This is a genomic window from Microbacterium sp. Clip185 (genome assembly GCF_028743715.1).
In the GTDB taxonomy this organism is placed as follows: domain Bacteria; phylum Actinomycetota; class Actinomycetes; order Actinomycetales; family Microbacteriaceae; genus Microbacterium.
The window spans coordinates 2,363,597-2,378,770 of the sequence record NZ_CP117996.1; the positions used below are offsets into that span (position 1 = coordinate 2,363,597).

18 protein-coding genes and 1 tRNA gene are annotated in these 15,174 nt (G+C 69.6%); 13 read left to right on the plus strand and 6 right to left on the minus strand.

Annotated features, from left to right (window positions below):
- The first annotated feature begins 87 nt into the window (after positions 1-87).
- The 13 genes from PQV94_RS11530 to nhaA all read left to right on the plus strand — a co-directional run bounded on the left by PQV94_RS11530 (position 88) and on the right by nhaA (position 8,890).
- The gene (locus PQV94_RS11530) at positions 88-639 is read left to right on the plus strand and encodes a helix-turn-helix domain-containing protein (protein ID WP_274285962.1); all 552 of its coding nucleotides are present in this window, start codon (positions 88-90) and stop codon (positions 637-639) included.
- A complete protein-coding gene (locus PQV94_RS11535) occupies positions 629-1,117 on the plus strand; it encodes a YbaK/EbsC family protein (protein WP_274285963.1) in 489 nt (162 codons plus the stop codon). The genes PQV94_RS11530 and PQV94_RS11535 overlap by 11 nt, the downstream gene beginning before the upstream one ends.
- A 171-nt stretch (positions 1,118-1,288) precedes the next feature.
- The gene (locus PQV94_RS11540) at positions 1,289-1,738 is read left to right on the plus strand and encodes a hypothetical protein (protein ID WP_274285964.1); all 450 of its coding nucleotides are present in this window, start codon (positions 1,289-1,291) and stop codon (positions 1,736-1,738) included.
- A 121-nt stretch (positions 1,739-1,859) separates the two neighbouring features.
- A complete protein-coding gene (locus PQV94_RS11545; protein ID WP_274285965.1) occupies positions 1,860-2,519 on the plus strand; it encodes a DUF1345 domain-containing protein in 660 nt (219 codons plus the stop codon).
- Between the two features lie 143 nt (positions 2,520-2,662).
- Positions 2,663-3,304 carry a zinc ribbon domain-containing protein gene (locus PQV94_RS11550; RefSeq protein ID WP_274285966.1) on the plus strand — a complete coding sequence of 214 codons (642 nt, stop codon included), beginning with the start codon at positions 2,663-2,665 and terminating at the stop codon, positions 3,302-3,304.
- 129 nt (positions 3,305-3,433) lie between these two features.
- Entirely contained in the window at positions 3,434-3,628 is a 195-nt protein-coding gene (locus PQV94_RS11555) for a chemotaxis protein CheY (RefSeq protein ID WP_274285967.1), read from the plus strand.
- Positions 3,625-3,849 (plus strand): hypothetical protein, encoded by a 225-nt coding sequence (locus PQV94_RS11560; protein ID WP_274285968.1) that lies wholly within the window; start codon positions 3,625-3,627, stop codon positions 3,847-3,849. The genes PQV94_RS11555 and PQV94_RS11560 overlap by 4 nt, the downstream gene beginning before the upstream one ends.
- A gap of 14 nt (positions 3,850-3,863) precedes the next feature.
- Entirely contained in the window at positions 3,864-4,307 is a 444-nt protein-coding gene (locus tag PQV94_RS11565) for a BLUF domain-containing protein (protein WP_274285969.1), read from the plus strand.
- 118 nt (positions 4,308-4,425) lie between these two features.
- Positions 4,426-5,445: an iron-containing redox enzyme family protein gene (locus PQV94_RS11570; protein WP_443192725.1), complete on the plus strand. Its 1,020-nt coding sequence runs from the start codon at positions 4,426-4,428 to the stop codon at positions 5,443-5,445.
- Positions 5,442-5,642, plus strand: coding sequence for a CDGSH iron-sulfur domain-containing protein (locus PQV94_RS11575; RefSeq protein WP_274285971.1), 201 nt, complete (start codon positions 5,442-5,444; stop codon positions 5,640-5,642). Before PQV94_RS11570 ends, PQV94_RS11575 begins: the two co-directional genes overlap by 4 nt.
- Positions 5,642-6,679, plus strand: a complete 1,038-nt coding sequence (locus PQV94_RS11580) for a glycosyltransferase (protein WP_274285972.1) — start codon at positions 5,642-5,644, stop codon at positions 6,677-6,679. Before PQV94_RS11575 ends, PQV94_RS11580 begins: the two co-directional genes overlap by 1 nt.
- Positions 6,637-6,918 carry a hypothetical protein gene (locus tag PQV94_RS11585; protein ID WP_274285973.1) on the plus strand — a complete coding sequence of 94 codons (282 nt, stop codon included), beginning with the start codon at positions 6,637-6,639 and terminating at the stop codon, positions 6,916-6,918. Before PQV94_RS11580 ends, PQV94_RS11585 begins: the two co-directional genes overlap by 43 nt.
- Positions 6,919-7,045: 127 nt before the next feature.
- Positions 7,046-8,890 carry a Na+/H+ antiporter NhaA gene (gene nhaA, locus PQV94_RS11590; RefSeq protein WP_274285974.1) on the plus strand — a complete coding sequence of 615 codons (1,845 nt, stop codon included), beginning with the start codon at positions 7,046-7,048 and terminating at the stop codon, positions 8,888-8,890.
- 50 nt (positions 8,891-8,940) lie between these two features.
- Here nhaA and PQV94_RS11595 read toward each other — a convergent pair whose 3' ends face one another.
- The 6 genes from PQV94_RS11595 to PQV94_RS11620 form a co-directional block, all read right to left on the minus strand.
- Positions 8,941-9,516, minus strand: a complete 576-nt coding sequence (locus PQV94_RS11595) for an isochorismatase family protein (protein WP_274285975.1) — start codon at positions 9,514-9,516, stop codon at positions 8,941-8,943.
- On the minus strand, positions 9,513-11,753 hold the full coding sequence (locus PQV94_RS11600) for an MMPL family transporter (protein WP_274285976.1): 2,241 nt from the start codon (positions 11,751-11,753) through the stop codon (positions 9,513-9,515). The genes PQV94_RS11595 and PQV94_RS11600 overlap by 4 nt, the downstream gene beginning before the upstream one ends.
- Positions 11,754-11,813: 60 nt before the next feature.
- Positions 11,814-12,206 carry a hypothetical protein gene (locus PQV94_RS11605; RefSeq protein ID WP_274285977.1) on the minus strand — a complete coding sequence of 131 codons (393 nt, stop codon included), beginning with the start codon at positions 12,204-12,206 and terminating at the stop codon, positions 11,814-11,816.
- 120 nt (positions 12,207-12,326) lie between these two features.
- A tRNA-Thr gene (locus PQV94_RS11610) sits at positions 12,327-12,399 on the minus strand.
- 74 nt (positions 12,400-12,473) lie between these two features.
- Positions 12,474-14,018 (minus strand): alpha/beta hydrolase, encoded by a 1,545-nt coding sequence (locus PQV94_RS11615; RefSeq protein WP_274285978.1) that lies wholly within the window; start codon positions 14,016-14,018, stop codon positions 12,474-12,476.
- Positions 14,015-15,169 (minus strand): DNA polymerase III subunit delta', encoded by a 1,155-nt coding sequence (locus PQV94_RS11620; RefSeq protein WP_274285979.1) that lies wholly within the window; start codon positions 15,167-15,169, stop codon positions 14,015-14,017. The genes PQV94_RS11615 and PQV94_RS11620 overlap by 4 nt, the downstream gene beginning before the upstream one ends.
- Positions 15,170-15,174: the final 5 nt, after the last annotated feature.

Genomic DNA, 15,174 nt, shown 5'->3' on the forward strand with positions numbered 1-15,174 from the left:
GTCTCGTCCTCGCGTGCGGTCGGTGCAGCGCGGTTGCGCCGGTCACCCCACACCCGTATCGTTCTGTTTTCAGAACGGTGGTGAGGTATGGGCGATTCCGTCGGCGTACGATTGCGGCGACTCCGCGAGGAACGCGGCATGTCGCTCTCCGAGCTCGCCCGCGTGAGCGGGATCGGCAAGGGAACGATCTCCGAGCTGGAAAACGATCGCCGAGGTGCACGCCTCGACACCCTGTTCGCGCTGACGACCGCACTCGACGCTCCGCTGGGCGCCCTGCTTCCCGGCAGCGGCGCGGACGCCCAGCCGGTCGCCGGCGCCTCGGTGTCCGCCACCCTGCTCGACAGATGGACGATCGGCTCAACTCTGATCGAGGCCTACCGCGCCACTATCACGACAGACCACCAGAAGTCCCGCGCTCACGCTCACGGCGTCGAAGAGACGGTGACCGTCATCCGGGGGCGCGTGCTCGTCGGCGCGACGGACACCGCACAGGAGCTGCATGCGGGTGAGAGCCTCCGGTATCCGGGGGATGCGCCGCATCGTTTCCAGGCGCTCGATGACACCGCCGACGTCATCCTGCTCATGCACTACCCACCGCAGACCCCATCCGAGGAAGGACCCCTCCCCCATGACCGATGACCAGCACCTGCCGGAACGGAGCCGGATCGTCCAGCAGCACCTGACGGATGCGGGGATCGTCTCGCAGGTGCGCGAGCTGCCCGACTCGACACGCACCGCCGCCGACGCCGCCTCGGCACTCGGATGCGAGGTCGGAGCGATCGCGAGCAGTCTTCTGTTCCTGGCAGACGACGTACCGGTTCTCGTGATGACCAGCGGTCGCCACCGCGTCGACACCGACATCCTGGAGGCCCAGCTGGCAGCGACGAAGATCGTCATGGCCTCGGCGAAGCAGGTGCGCGCGATCACCGGGCAGGCCATCGGCGGCGTGGCACCCGTCGGGCATCCCGCGCCCATCCGGACCGTGATCGACACCGCGTTGGCCGATTACGAGACGATCTGGGCCGCGGGCGGCACTCCGCACACGGTCATGCCACTGACGTTCGATCAACTCACGACCCTCACCCGCGGCACCCCCGTGCGGGTAGCCGAGGTCTGAGCCCTCTCGATCCTGGCACCTCAGGCCCGATAGGCGTCCGGCGGCATCGTGAGCTCTCCCATCTGCCGCGCGCACGCGAACGCCACGGACGCGGACGCTTCGTCCCCCATCGCCACCGCGGCTCGACGCATACCAATAACACAGCGGGTCGTGAGTGGTTGAGTGATCACCATGCTGCAACGCACCTATCCTCCGAACGATGTCATCAGCGCACGCGTGCCCGGCGCGGATGATCTCGTTCTCGTCGACGACGATCGCCTCCTGGTGGTGGTCAGCATCCGCGCCTTTCCTGAGGGCATCGAAGCACGGCTCATGGTGTGCAGCGCCCCGGGCATTGACCTGCGCGACAGTCTGATGCGCAACCCGAACGCGGCACTGGACCCGCTCGGCGCGCGACTCGAGCTCGTCCGATCCGACGGACATGAACTGTTCTCCATCCTCCGGGGCGGAGGCAGCGAACACGCGTGCGATCTGATCCTGTACGCGCCCGTCGCGCCGAGCGCCGCCGTCCACGGAATCGTCTTCACGTGGCACGAGCTCGATGTCGATTCGGAACACCTGTTCGACATCCGCGTCGTGGCGGATGCGCGCGCACGGGCTCACGCTCCTCGGTGGATTTGAGCCCCCGAAGCCCGCTTCGAACGACCCACGGCAAAACACAGCAGTCGCTGAACGCACGCAAAGGGCAACCCGCCCCGCCCACGCCGTACGATCCGGGTATGCAAGAGCGAAGGGCCCGCGCGTGAGCACCCCGGCCACGGACTTCTCCTCCCGCCGGCACCGCGCCGGGTGGCGGGTCACGCTCCTGTTCGGCGTGTTCTTCATCGTCACCGTCGCCGTGGGACTCACCGCCTCATGGATCTACGCCCCCGCCATCGGATGGATCGCGGGAGCCGGCACGTTCTGCGTGTGGGTGTGGCTCGGCATCCTGCGCCTCGATGCCGCGCAGACCGAGCAGCACGCGACCCGCGAGGATCCGACCCGGACAACCGCCCAGACCCTTCTGGTGCTCGCCAGCCTCGCAAGCTTCGGCGCCATCGCGCTCGTGCTCGTCGAAGCGGGCACCGTGAGCTCGAACTCGGCCCGGCTCGAGTTGGCGGGCATCGCAGTCGTCACCGTGGCCGCGTCGTGGTTCCTCATCCACGTGCTCTTCAGCCTGCGCTATGCGGCCCTCTACTACGCGCAGCACGGCGGGATCGACTTCAACCAATCGGATCCCCCCGACTACCGGGACTTCGCCTACCTCGCCTTCACGCTCGGCATGACCTACCAGGTATCGGACACCACCATCACGAGCAGCGCCATCCGTCGCGAGGCCCTCCGCCACGCGCTCCTGTCGTTCCTGCTCGGCGTCGTGGTCGTGGCAGCGACGATCAACCTGGTCTCCAGCCTCGCCCACTGACCGAGCGGATGCGGCATTCCACAGCGGTTCTAGACGGCGAATCCACGGTGTTATCGTCTGATCAGGACGCAGATCGCGCTCGGGCGCACCGACACGAGGCATCCGAATTCCTCTCGGACCCGACCGACTCTCCCAGGAGTGACATGTCTGAACACGTGCCGTTCACCGACAACTTCAGCGACCTCTCCAACGCCGACGGCTACCAGTTCGAGTTCCGCTGCGAGCGCTGCGGAAACGGCTACCGTTCGGCGTTCCGTCGCGACCCGCGAGCAGCCGGGCAGAAGATCGCCCGCGGCCTCGGCAACCTGTTCGGCGGGCAGCTGTCGCAGTTCACCTCGATGGCGGAGAACCTGCTCGATCGCAGCACCAACTCGCCGGCGAAGGATGAGGCGCTGCGCGCCGCCACCGCAGAGATCGGTCCCCGTTTCCACCAGTGCCGCGGCTGTAGCGACTGGGTGTGCGGCGACGTGTGCTGGAACGAGCAGGTGGGCCAGTGCGTGCGTTGCTCCCCCGCTCTCACCGAGGAGCTCGCGCAGCTGCAGGCCGAGGCGCGGCGTCAGCAGATGCGTCAGCGGCTGGAGACGGTCGACCTCGTCGGCGGGATCGATCTCGGCCGCCAGGCCCAGCCGCGCTGCCCCTCCTGCGGCGCGCAGTCGCACGGCGGCAAGTTCTGCGGCGAATGCGGTGCACCTCTGGTCAGCGTCCGCGTGTGCACCGGTTGCCGCGCGGAGAACCCCGGTACGTCCCGCTTCTGCGCGGAATGCGGAACGAGCCTCACCGTCTGACGCCACGCGGGCGAGGCGATCTCGCGCTCCCGCGCAAGCCCCGCCGATCGTCAGGCACCATCACGTACGTTCGTGACATGACGGCGCGTATCCCGACGGCCGCCGCCTCGATGCGAGGGTGGCGCGAACGTGCCTGAGCGCGTGAATGCGGAGGTGCAGCGGCTGCTCGAGCTCGACAGCGCGATCGTCGTGCACTACACCGACGCCATCACTCCCGACAGCTTTTCGCTCAGTTACCGTTCCCTGTATCTCCACAGCTCGCACCGAGACGCCGTCGAGGCGATCTGGGCCGCGCGACGCGACGGCAAGGCGGCCGCCTCATGACGACGAATTCGAACGCAGCAGGCGTGGTCTGGGCGCGCGTCGAGGACGATTTCCACGTCGGCAGCAGGTGGGGCGAGTTCCTCGGCTACATCGAGCGGCAGAGCGACGGCTCCTTCGTCGCCTTCGACATGCACTCGCGATCCGCCGGACGCTTCGCCGCCCTCACCCACGCGATGAACGCACTCACCGCGCAGCCCCCGCGCCCGCATCCGGTCCGCTGAAGGAGTCCACCACTGTGCCCGAACAGCTGATCTGCGTGGTCTACACGAGTCACGCGCGCGCCCCCTTCACCGACCCCGACCTGGAACAGCTGCTCGCCACGAGCCGCGCGTCGAACCGTCGCCGCGGCGTCACCGGCATGCTCCTGTACCGGGCTGGCCACTTCATCCAGATCCTCGAGGGCCCGGATGCGGCGGTGCGCGACCTGATGCGGGTCATCCAGACCGACCCGCGGCACGCCGACGTGCGGATCGTGCGGGACGAGGAGATCGCCGAGAGACGGTTCTCGGAGTGGAGCATGGGATACGAGCCCATCTCACCGCCCTCGCATCCGGTACCGGAGGGCTTCCGCGACACCTTCGACGACCTCGGCGACGAGGACGACCCCGACAATGTACTGCGCGCGATCGGCGAGCTCACCCTGTGGTTCCGCGTGCGCAGCCGGCATCAGAGAGACTGACCGCGCCGCACGCTCCGATGTGTCAAGCCCCCTTCGCCCCGGCGCGGGAACGGGTGAGATGCAGACGTTCCCCCGAACGATCGGAGCACTCGTGTCCCTCACCGCCATCCCCCGAGCAATGCTGCCCGGCCTGCCCTTCTCCGCTCGCGGCCCCCTGAGCGAGGCCGTCGCCCTTCGCCTCTCCGGCGTCGCCACCCCGAGCGATCTCGACGGGATCGCACGACGGGCCGTCGCGGCGACGACAGACATCGCCTCGGACGACGACATCCAGCTCGCGCTCTTCTGCCTCTACGCGAACGCCTACGGTTCCCTCGACGGCCTCGACGCCGCACTGGAGTGGGATGCTGAGCTGCTCACCGCTCGCCAGGTGCTCGAATCCGCCTTCGAGGCCGCCCTGCGCCGCGACGTCGCCGTCCCCGCCCTCCCGGCTCCCGACGCCGCCGACGTCGCACAAGCGCTCTTCACGCTGACTTCCGACGACAGCGGCCCGAGCCTGTCCCGCTACCTTGCTCGCAAGGCGACCGATGAGCAGGCGCGCGAGTTCCTCATCCAGCGCACGATCTACACGCTGCGCGAGGCCGATCCGCACTCGTGGGCGATCCCTCGGCTGCGCGGGCGCGCGAAGGCCGCGCTGGTCGAGATCCAGTCCGACGAGTACGGCGGAGGCCGCGCCGATCGCGTGCACGCGGAGATCTTCGCGCGCACCGTCCGCGCCGCCGGCCTCGACGATCGCTACGGCGCCTACGTCGACGCTGTCCCCGCTGTGACCCTGGCCTCGCACAACATGATGTCGATGTTCGGCGTGAACCGTCGCCTGCTCGGCGCCATCGTCGGCCACCTGGCAGCCTTCGAGATGACCTCCTCCATCCCCAATCGCCTGTACGGCGACGGCCTGCGCCGACTGGGTTACGGCGAGGACGTCACCGACTACTTCGACGAGCACGTCGAGGCAGACGCGGTGCACGAACAGATCGCCGGACGGGATCTCGCGGGCGCCCTCGCCGAAGATCGACCCGGTCTCTTGCCCGACATCATGTTCGGCGCCGCCGCGTGCCTGGCCGTCGACGGCTGGGTCGCGCAGCACATGTACGACGCGTTCACGAGCGGCGTCTCCTCGCTGCGTGGCGGTGCCGCATGAGCGACGAGCCCGTGACGATCACCGCCTACCCGGACGGGCCGTTGCTCGTGCGGGGGGAAGCGCGGATCGTGGATGCGTCCGGCAACCCGGTCGAGCGCCGCCGCCGCACCGTGGCCCTGTGCCGCTGCGGACTGTCGAGCATCAAGCCCTTCTGCGACGGCACGCACAAGGCGGCGGGCTTCCGCACGGACGAGTGATGCCGGCTCACGCGGAGTACGTCCTGCCCCTGCGGTGGACGGACGATGCGGATGCGGCGGATCTCACCGCCTACCTGCGAGCGCTGTGCCACCACATCGACATCACGGTCGTCGACGCGTCGCCGCCGGAGCTCGCTGCTCGGCACGCTCAGCTGTGGTCGCCCTACGCCCGTCATCTGCAGGTCGCCCGCCCGGACGGCGTGAACGGGAAGGCGTGGGGTGTCGGCATCGGCGTGGCCGCCGCACGCCACGAGCACGTCGTGATCGCCGACGACGACGTACGCTACGGGGCGCGCACGCTCCGCGAGCTTCTCCGGATGCTGGAGTTCGCCGATCTCGTGAAGCCGCAGAACCACTTCGCGCCCCTGCCGTGGCATGCGCGCTGGGACACGGCCCGCTCGCTGCTCAACCGGGCGGTCGGCAGCGACTACCCCGGCACGTACGGCCTGCGCGCCTCGACGTTCACGAAGCTCGACGGCTACGACCCGCGCGTGCTCTTCGAGAACCTCGAGCTCGAACGCACGGTACGCGCCGGCGGCGGCCGCATCCGTTCCTGTCCGCATCTCTACGCCGCTCGGCGCCCGCCGAGCTTCCGGCACTTCCGCGGCCAGCGGGTGCGCCAGGCGTACGACAGCCTCGCACAGCCGGCGCGGTTGGCCCTCGAGCTGGCGCTGCTGCCGGTCGTGCTGCTCACACGCCACCGCCTGCGGACCACGGCGATCGCCGCCGTGGCGGCCGTCGCGTGGGCGGAGGCCGGCCGTCGGAGGCACGGCGGTCGGGCCGTCTTCCCCGCGACGAGCGCCGCCTGGGCCCCGCTGTGGGTCACGGAGCGTGCGGTCACCGCGTGGTGCGCCGTCGCCGTGCGGGCACGCGGGGGCGTGCGCTACGCCGGAACCCGCCTCTGCGTGGCCGCACACCCGCGGCGTTGGATCCGCGCCCGGCTCTCGCCGAGCTGCGTCACGTCCGCCCGCGCCCCTCGCGAGAGGATGGAGGCATGGACACCGCACCCGACGACGACGTCGCCGCCGACTACCTGAGCGCGACGCTCGTGCCGCGCCCCTCGAACTGGGTGCGCGCGGGAATCGACGCCCTGCTCGGTTCCGGCGTGCTGAACATGTACGACGTCGAGGTCCGCCGGATCGACACCCAGGCGCTCGTGCTACGCATCCCCACCGATGCCAACATGGCGTCGCACCTTCTCGGCAAGATCGAGCTGGAGATGGAGACGCTCACGGTGACGGCGTTCCTGGAGTCCTGGCGCCCGATGCAGCGCTGATCGGGCGCGAGGGGTCAAGGTGGGCTCGACGGGGCCCCTCTCACACGCCCCGGGTAGGCTCCGGATGCGGCAGACTTCCTCCTGGGCATTCGCCCGTGGTCCCGCATCCGCGCCCGGGAGGAGCCCGATGACCAGCGTCGAACTGCACCGCAGCGGCCCCGTCAAGAAGAAGCGCCGTCCGATCGCTCCGGATCGCTTGTCGGCGGCGCTCATGCTCATCGCCACGGCGCTCGCCATCATCTGGGCGAACAGCCCCTGGGGTGCGGGCTACGAGCACTTCTGGGAGACACCGATCACCATCGCCGTCGGCGACATGCAGATCGCCTCGAACCTGCATGCGCTCGTCAACGATGGCCTCATGACGCTCTTCTTCTTCCTCGTCGGCCTCGAGGTCAAGCGTGAGCTCACCATCGGCGAGCTCACCGATCGCGCCCGCGCGACCCTGCCGATCGCGGCGGCCGTCGCAGGCCTGGTGGTGCCCGCCGGGATCTTCATCCTCTTCACTCTCGGCACCGACCAGACGCACGCGTGGGGCGTCGTGATCTCCACCGACACCGCATTCCTCCTCGGCGCCCTCGCGATCATCGGCCCGAAGTTCCCGGCCCGTCTGCGTGCCTTCCTTCTGACGCTGGCCGTCGTCGACGACATCGGGGCGCTCCTGGTCATCGGCGTCTTCTACTCGGACAGCCTCAACCTCGTCGCCCTCCTGGTGGCCACAGTCCTCATGGGGCTGATCGCCCTCGTGCGCTTCCTGCCCTACGGCCGCGGATTCTCCTATGCCGCTCTGGGCATCGCCCTCTGGGTCGTCGTGCTGCTCTCCGGCGTTCACGCAACCCTCGCCGGCGTGGCCATCGCTCTGCTCATCCCGGTGTTCCCTCCTCGGCGCAGCGATGTCGAACGCACGGCCGAGCTCACCCGCGCCTTCCGCGAGTCGCCCAACACCGTCTACGCGGCCGCCGTGCAGCGCAGCGTCCGCGACTCGCTGTCGATCAACGAACGCGTGGATGCGGGGTGGCGCCCCTATATCTCCTTCGGCGTGCTGCCCCTGTTCGCCTTGGCGAACGCGGGCGTCCACCTCGACGCGGCGACGCTGCAGGAGGCCTTCACCTCTCCGTTGACCTGGGGCATCATCGTCGCGCTCGTCGCCGGCAAGTTCGTCGGCATCACGGGCGCGACCTGGCTGCTGCGCGCCACGGGCAAGGGCGTGCTCGCCCCCGGCCTCGGCATGACGCGGATCGCCGGCGGCGGAGCCCTGTCGGGCATCGGGTTCACGATCGCGCTCTTCCTCGTGCCCATCGCGATCGACGACCCCCACACGCAGGATCTCGCCCGCGTCGGCGTGCTCACCGCATCCGTGCTGGCGTTTCTCTCCGGATGGGCGATCATCTCGATCGGCGACCGCGTGCGTCCGCCCGTCGCCGTCGGCAAATACTTGAACCGCCCTGTCGACCCCGCGCGCGATCACATCAAGGGACCGAAGGACGCGCCGCTGACGATCGTCGAGTACGGCGACTTCGAGTGCCCGTTCTGCGGCCGCGCGACCGGCTCGATCGACGAGGTCTTCGCCGCGCTGGGCGATCAGGTGCGCTGGGTGTGGCGGCACCTGCCGCTCGACGCGCCGCATCCGCACGCGCAGCAGGCGGCGCAGGCCTCGGAGGCTGCCGCGGCGCAGGGCCACTTCTACGAGATGACGCGGAAGATGTTCGCCCACCAAGACCAGCTGGAGCTCTCAGACTTGATCCGTTACGCCGACGAGCTGGGCCTGGACACCGATCGCTTCGCCGACGACCTGCGCTCCCCCGCCGTCCTGCGCCACATCCAGGACGACCGCCTGGACGCGGAGCTCATGGATCTGCACTCGACGCCCACGTTCTTCATCGGCGGGATCCGCCACGTGGGCCCGTGGGATTCCGCGTCGCTCATCCGCGCGCTGGAGGCATCCCGGGGTCGCGTGATCGAGCCGCATCCGTAAGCCAGCCCTGCGCCGAGCGGTTGCCGCTCGTTCGACAGCGTGCCCGACGCTCAGCGCGACGCGGTGACCTCCGCACCTGCATGAGCGATCTCGGCCAGGGCCTTCTCGCTCGACTCGGCGTGGACGCCGGCGACGAGGTCGGTGAACACGCGTACGTGACGACCGGCCGCGATGGCGTCCAGCGCCGAGGCGCGCACGCAGTAGTCAGTCGCGAGACCGACCACGTCGATGTCGAGGATGCCGTGCTCCTCGAGCAGCTCGGTCGCCGTGCGCCCGTCATCCGTGCGTCCCTCGAAGAGCGAGTAGGCCGGCTCTCCCTGCCCCTTCTTGAGGTGGTGCGTCACGGCGGAGGTGTCGAAGACCTCGTCGTACTCGGCACCGAAGGTTCCCGCCACGCAGTGCGGCGGCCACGTGTCGATGAAGTCGGGCTCTGCGGCGAAGTGGCCGCCGTTGTCGCCCTCGGCGTCGTGCCAGTCCCTGGACGCGACGATGAGGCCGTAGTCTCCCGCATGCTCCGCGAGGTAGGCGGAGATCCGCTCGGCGACCGCGTCGCCTCCCGCCACGCCGAGAGCACCGCGCTCGGTGAAGTCGTTCTGGACGTCGACGATGAACAGCGCCTTGGTCATGATCCGAGCGTACGCCGGTACTCGGCACGCGTCATCGACGCCGCATCCTTCGTCTCCGGCCCGGCGCGCCACAGCTTGGAGGGCCACCACACCGCACGCCCGATGTCGGACGCAAGAGCCGGCACCAGCAGCGAACGGACGACGAAGGTGTCCAGCAGCACACCGAACGCGACGATGAACGCCAGCTGCGCAAGGAACAGGATCGGGATGACCCCGAGTGCGGCGAACGTGGCCGCGAGCACGAGCCCGGCCGACGTGATCACGCCCCCGGTGGAGACGAGACCGCGGACGATGCCCGCGCGCGTGCCGTAGCGCAGCGACTCCTCCCTGACGCGCGACATGAGGAAGATGTTGTAGTCGATGCCGAGCGCCACGAGGAAGACGAAGCCGTAGAGCGGCACCGCCGGGTCCGCGCCGGGGAAGTCGAACACGTGATTGAACACGAGGGCGCTCACCCCCATCGCCGTGCCGAAGGAGATCACCGTGCTCACGATCAGCAGCACGGGCGCGAGGATCGAGCGCAGCAGGAGCATGAGGATCACGAAGACGACCGCGAGGATGACCGGGATGATGACGGTGCGGTCGCGGATCGAGGTGGCGTTCGTGTCGACGTCGATGGCGGTCTGCCCACCGACGAGCGCCGCTCCCTCGCCGAGTTCGCGATCGAGGGCCTCGCGCAACGCGACGACGGCGTCGTCGGCCGCGGCGGAGTCCGCCGCATCCGCAAGCGTCGCGATCAGGAGGACATCGCCGTCGACGGTGGTGGCTTCCGGCGCAGGCGTACCGGGCGGGCCGACCGCCGCGAGCTCGAGCGCGCCTCCCGAGACGGTGACCGACGCCTGGCCCGTCGGAGAGTCCGCGGCGGCGATCGCCACGCTGTCGATGCGCTGGGCGTCCGATGTCGCAGCGACGGCGGCGGCCGCATCCGCCTCGGAGACCACGACGTACACCGGGCTGCCGGACCCTGCCGGGAAGTGCTCTGCGAGCACGTCCTGACCGTCGCGTGCCTGCGAGTACCCCAGCACGAGGTCACTCGAGGGCACGCCGTCCGCCTTCAGCTGCGTGACGCCGGCGGCTCCGACGAGAAGGACGACGGTGCTGATGATCCACACCGGACGGGCACGCCGGGTGACGAACCGCGCCACCCGCGGCCAGAGACCCTTCGCCGGTGCGTTCGGGTCGTCCGACGGCACCGCCGCCGGGTGCTTCGGAATGAAGGGCCAGAAGGCGGCGCGCCCCACCAGCGCGAGCAGTGCCGGAAGGAAGGTGAGCGCGGAGAGCATCGCGAACGCGATGCCGATCGCCGCGATCGGTCCGAGCGCGCGGTTGCTGGCCAGGTCCGAGAGCAGCAGGCAGAGCAGTCCCGCGATGACCGTTCCGCCCGAGGCGAGGATGGGCTCGAACGCTCCGCGCCAGGCCTGTAGGGTCGCCGGCCACCTCTTCTGCCCCTCGGCCACCGCCTCTCGGTAGCGCGCCACGAACAGGAGCGCGTAGTCGGTGGCGGCGCCGATCACGAGGATGAACAGGATGCCCTGCACCTGGCCGTTCAGCACGAAGACACCGGCCTTGGCGAGCCACCACACCGTCAGGAGCGCCACGCAAAGCGCGAAGACGCTGGTGAGCAGCACGAGCACCGGCAACAGCGGCGACCGGTAGACGATCACGAGGATCACGAACACGGCGATGAGGGCGACGCCCAGCAGCAGCCCGTCGATGCCGAGGAAGCCTTCGACGAGGTCTGCGGTGAACCCGGCGGGGCCGGTCACCCATCCGTCGATGCCCGGAGGTGCGTCCGAGGCGACCACGTCACGGACTGCTTCGACGGCTTCCGGCACCTCACCTGATGCGTCGATGGGAACGAAGATCTGCGCGGCAAGGCCGTCGTCGGAGACGATCGGCGGCGAGATCCCGTCGAGCACCCCGGGCGTCTGGGCGATGTCATCAGCCACGGTCTGCAGCTGCGCGAGCTGCGCCTCGGTGAACTTCTGGTCTGCCGAGAACACCACGACGGCCGGGATGCTGTCGCCGGCGAGGAAGTCGGGAAGCCGTTCGTTGACCTGGGTCGAGGCGGCGCTCTGCGGCAGGAACGTCGATTGGTCATTGGTGGAGACCTCGTCGACCTTGCCGAAGTACGGGCCGCCGATCGAGCCCACCACGAGCCAGACGAGCACGAGCAACGCGGGGATGCCGACCCGAAGCCAGCGCGAGGGTTGGGTCGGAGTCGAGGATGCGGCCATGTCGCTAGCTTATCTAGCTATATCGGTTCGGCGCCACTCTCCTGCTCCGGCCTGGCGGATTCAGGCCGCGAACATGGTGACCAATGACAGGACGAGCGCGAGGACGCCGACCGTGAGGAAACCCACGGTGAACCAACCGGTGAGGCGCACGAGCGGAGAGCGCGCGACGAGCCGCATCCGACCGTCCGAGCCCGGTCGGTAGTAGATGGCCGCTTCGTCCGCGCCCGCGAGATGCGCCTCGTCTGCGTCGGTGAGCACCGCGCGACCCACACCGCCCTCCGCCGTGAACCAGTGCGCGACGCGTCCGGTCTCACCAGGTTCGATGACGGCCTGTGCCGGGACCCACGTGCCGTCGACCAGCAGCAGGATCAGCCAGAGGACACCGACGGCCACTGCGCCGAGGAAACCGACCCAGGTGAACGTCTCCAGCAGCACATCGACGGTGTGACCCACTCTCCGATCATCCCATCCCCCTCCCACCCTGCTCCTCATTCCCTCCCCGTCGCTCGCGGGACCGACGGGGGCGGAGAAAACAGAAGAGGGGCCCCTTCCGGGACCCCTCTTCTCGTGCTGAGCCGCCTAAGGGAATCGAACCCTTGACCTATTCATTACGAGTGAATCGCTCTGCCGTCTGAGCTAAGGCGGCGCGCGCCGCTTTCGCGATGCACAAGCAACGATCTTACATGCTCGAACGGGCCGCCGCGAACGCTCGGCGGGCGCTCATTCGCAGCGCAGGCCGTCCTGCGGCACCGTGCCGTCGACGAAGTACGCCTCCACTGCGTCGTCGACGCAGGTGTTGCCCTTGTTGTAGCCGGTGTGGCCCTCGCCGACCCGGGTGATCAGCACGCCGGAGGCGAGTTGATCGGCCAGTGCCACCGACCAGTCGTAGGGGGTGGCGGGGTCGTTCGTCGTGCCGATGACCACGATGGGCGCGGCGCCCTGCGCGGTCAGGGCCTTGCGCTCACCGCTGGGCGGGAACGGCCACGAGGCGCACGAGTCGACGTCGCTCGACCAGTACGGCGCCACGGTGGGCGCGCGCTCTGCGAGCAGAGCCTTGGACGCGGCCTCCTGCTCCGGAGTCGCGTCGTCCGGGTAGTCCATGCAGTTGTAGGCAATGAAAGCCTCGGTGGAGTTGTCGCTGTAGGCGCCGCCGCTGCGGTTGTAGTAGAAGTCGGCGAGCTGGAATGCGACCGACGGGTCGCCCTGCAGCGCGTCGGAGAGGGCCGTGGTGAGGTACGACCAGCTGTCCTGCGAGTAGAGGGCGGCGATGATCGCCGTCATCATCGAGTCGGCGCCCATGCGGCGGCCGTCGGCGTTGGGAAGCGGATTGCGATCGGCGCTCGCAAGCAGCGTGCTGAGGTCCGCCATGCCGTCATCGATCGTGCCGGTGAAGGGGCAGTCGGAGCCCTGGAGGCAGGAGGCCATGTAGGCGCGCAGCGCCGACTCGAATCCGATGCCCTGCGTCGTCGACACGTCCAGCTGGGACGTCTCGGGGTCGATCGCGCCGTCGAGGACGAGGCGGCCCACGCGCTCCGGGAAGAGCTGCGCATACGTCGCGCCGAGGAACGTGCCGTAGGAGTAGCCGAGGTAGTTGAGCTTCTCGTCACCGAGCACGCCGCGCAGCAGGTCCATGTCGCGTGCGGACTGCTCGGTGGTGATGAACTGCAGGATGCCGTCGCTGTTCGCCTCGCACGCCTGGGCGAAGGTGGCGTTGCGCGCCTCGAGCTGGCTGTTCCACTCCGCGGATCCACGGGTACCCGTCGGGATGTCGAACAGATAGCGGTCCATGTCGGGCGCGTCGAAGCATCGCACCGCGCTCGATTCGCCGACACCGCGCGGGTCGAAACCGATGACGTCGTAGTCGTTCTGGAGGGCGTCGCCCACCGCGAACGAGAGCGAGTCGCGGATGAGGGCGACACCGCTGGCGCCGGGGCCGCCGGGGTTCGTCAGGAGGCTGCCGAGCGGCTCTCCGTCGGTGGCGAGGTGACGCACGACGGCGAGGTCGATCTCACCCGCCGACGGGTTGTTCCAGTCGAGCGGCGCGGTGACCGTGGTGCAGTCGAGCCCGGTCCCGCAGGAGTTCCACGAGAGCTCCTGCCCGTAGAAGGGCAGCAGCTCCTCGGAGATGCCCGTCGTGTCGGGCTCGGCGCTGCGGGTCGGCGAGGGCGCGACATCGACCTTGAACGCGCACCCGGCGAGGGCTGCGAGGGTGACGACCACGCCTGTCACGGCGATCAGGCGGCGGATGCGGGGGGCGGCGCTCATGACGAGCTCCTTCCGGTGGCGACGGCGACCAACAGGCTCTCCAACGCCAGCGCGGGGGCCGCGTTGCGCTCGAGATTCCGGCGGGTCAGGGCGATCTCGTCGAGGACGAGGAGAGTACGCTCCGGCTCCCACGCGCCCGCGAGGGCGTGCAGGTCGTCGGAAAGCTCGGTGTTGATGAGGCCGTCGGTGCGACCGAACTGCACCATCACCACGTCGCGGAACAGCGACTGCAGATCGGTGAGAACGCGATCGATGCCGTCGCGCAGGCTGCGCGTGGCGCGACGCTTCTGCTCGTCGGCCAGCGCGTTGAGCTGCGATCGGACGGCGGGCGGCACCGCAGCACCCTCGGCGAGCCCCACCGTCCGCAGGAGCGATGCCCGTTCCGCCTCGTCGCGCTCGACGGTCAGCGCCTTCGCGTCGTCGGTGGCGACCTGCACGATGCGAGCTGCCGCGTCGACCGCGTCGCCGACGCCGCGCACGGCCAGGGCGCTGCGCAGCGTCTCCTCGCGCCGGCGGCGCGCGTCGGCGTCCGTCGCCAGGCGCTGCGCCATGCCGATGTGGCGCTGCGCGTGCCGCGCGGCCTGCTCGGCGACCGCCTCATCGACCCCGGTGCGCTGGGCGATCAGACGGGCGACGTCGGACACATCCGGCTCGCGCAGACGCACGGTGCGCACGCGGGAGCGGATGGTGGGCAGCAGGTCGGCGTCGCTGGGCGCGCACAGAACCCAGATCGTGCGCTCGGGCGGTTCTTCGAGCGCCTTGAGCAGCACGTTCGAGGTGCGCTCGGCCATGCGGTCGGCGTCTTCGACCACGATCACCCGATACCGCCCCAGTGAGGGCGAGTAGTACGCGCGCTCGACGAGCTGGCGGGCCTCCTCGATGCGGATGACGACCTGCTCCGTGCGCAGGGCGGTGAGGTCGGGGTGGCTGCGCGCGAGCACCTGGCGCATGGCAGCTTCGTCGCCCGGCTCGGCGATGAGCGCCGCCGCGAACCCATACGCCAACGTGGAACGGCCCGAGCCGGGAGGGCCCGTGATCAACCACGCGTGCGTGAGCTGCGCGGGATCGGATGCGGCAGCCTGCAGCAGCCGGACAGCATCGTCTTGCCCCCAGACGTCTTCCCACGGGAGAGAGGACGTGATGGTGTGCATGCGCC

What these genes read in the sequence shown, in the direction of transcription:
- PQV94_RS11595 (WP_274285975.1), bottom strand. Translation starts at nt 9,516, where the DNA reads ATGACCAAGGCGCTGTTCATCGTCGACGTCCAGAACGACTTCACCGAG.
- PQV94_RS11575 (WP_274285971.1), top strand. Translation starts at nt 5,442, where the DNA reads ATGAGCGACGAGCCCGTGACGATCACCGCCTACCCGGACGGGCCGTTG.
- PQV94_RS11585 (WP_274285973.1), top strand. Translation starts at nt 6,637, where the DNA reads ATGGACACCGCACCCGACGACGACGTCGCCGCCGACTACCTGAGCGCG.
- PQV94_RS11580 (WP_274285972.1), top strand. Translation starts at nt 5,642, where the DNA reads ATGCCGGCTCACGCGGAGTACGTCCTGCCCCTGCGGTGGACGGACGAT.
- PQV94_RS11620 (WP_274285979.1), bottom strand. Translation starts at nt 15,169, where the DNA reads ATGCACACCATCACGTCCTCTCTCCCGTGGGAAGACGTCTGGGGGCAA.
- PQV94_RS11550 (WP_274285966.1), top strand. Translation starts at nt 2,663, where the DNA reads ATGTCTGAACACGTGCCGTTCACCGACAACTTCAGCGACCTCTCCAAC.
- PQV94_RS11600 (WP_274285976.1), bottom strand. Translation starts at nt 11,753, where the DNA reads ATGGCCGCATCCTCGACTCCGACCCAACCCTCGCGCTGGCTTCGGGTC.
- PQV94_RS11570 (WP_443192725.1), top strand. Translation starts at nt 4,426, where the DNA reads ATGCTGCCCGGCCTGCCCTTCTCCGCTCGCGGCCCCCTGAGCGAGGCC.
- nhaA (WP_274285974.1), top strand. Translation starts at nt 7,046, where the DNA reads ATGACCAGCGTCGAACTGCACCGCAGCGGCCCCGTCAAGAAGAAGCGC.
- PQV94_RS11535 (WP_274285963.1), top strand. Translation starts at nt 629, where the DNA reads ATGACCGATGACCAGCACCTGCCGGAACGGAGCCGGATCGTCCAGCAG.
- PQV94_RS11530 (WP_274285962.1), top strand. Translation starts at nt 88, where the DNA reads ATGGGCGATTCCGTCGGCGTACGATTGCGGCGACTCCGCGAGGAACGC.
- PQV94_RS11615 (WP_274285978.1), bottom strand. Translation starts at nt 14,018, where the DNA reads ATGAGCGCCGCCCCCCGCATCCGCCGCCTGATCGCCGTGACAGGCGTG.
- PQV94_RS11560 (WP_274285968.1), top strand. Translation starts at nt 3,625, where the DNA reads ATGACGACGAATTCGAACGCAGCAGGCGTGGTCTGGGCGCGCGTCGAG.
- PQV94_RS11540 (WP_274285964.1), top strand. Translation starts at nt 1,289, where the DNA reads ATGCTGCAACGCACCTATCCTCCGAACGATGTCATCAGCGCACGCGTG.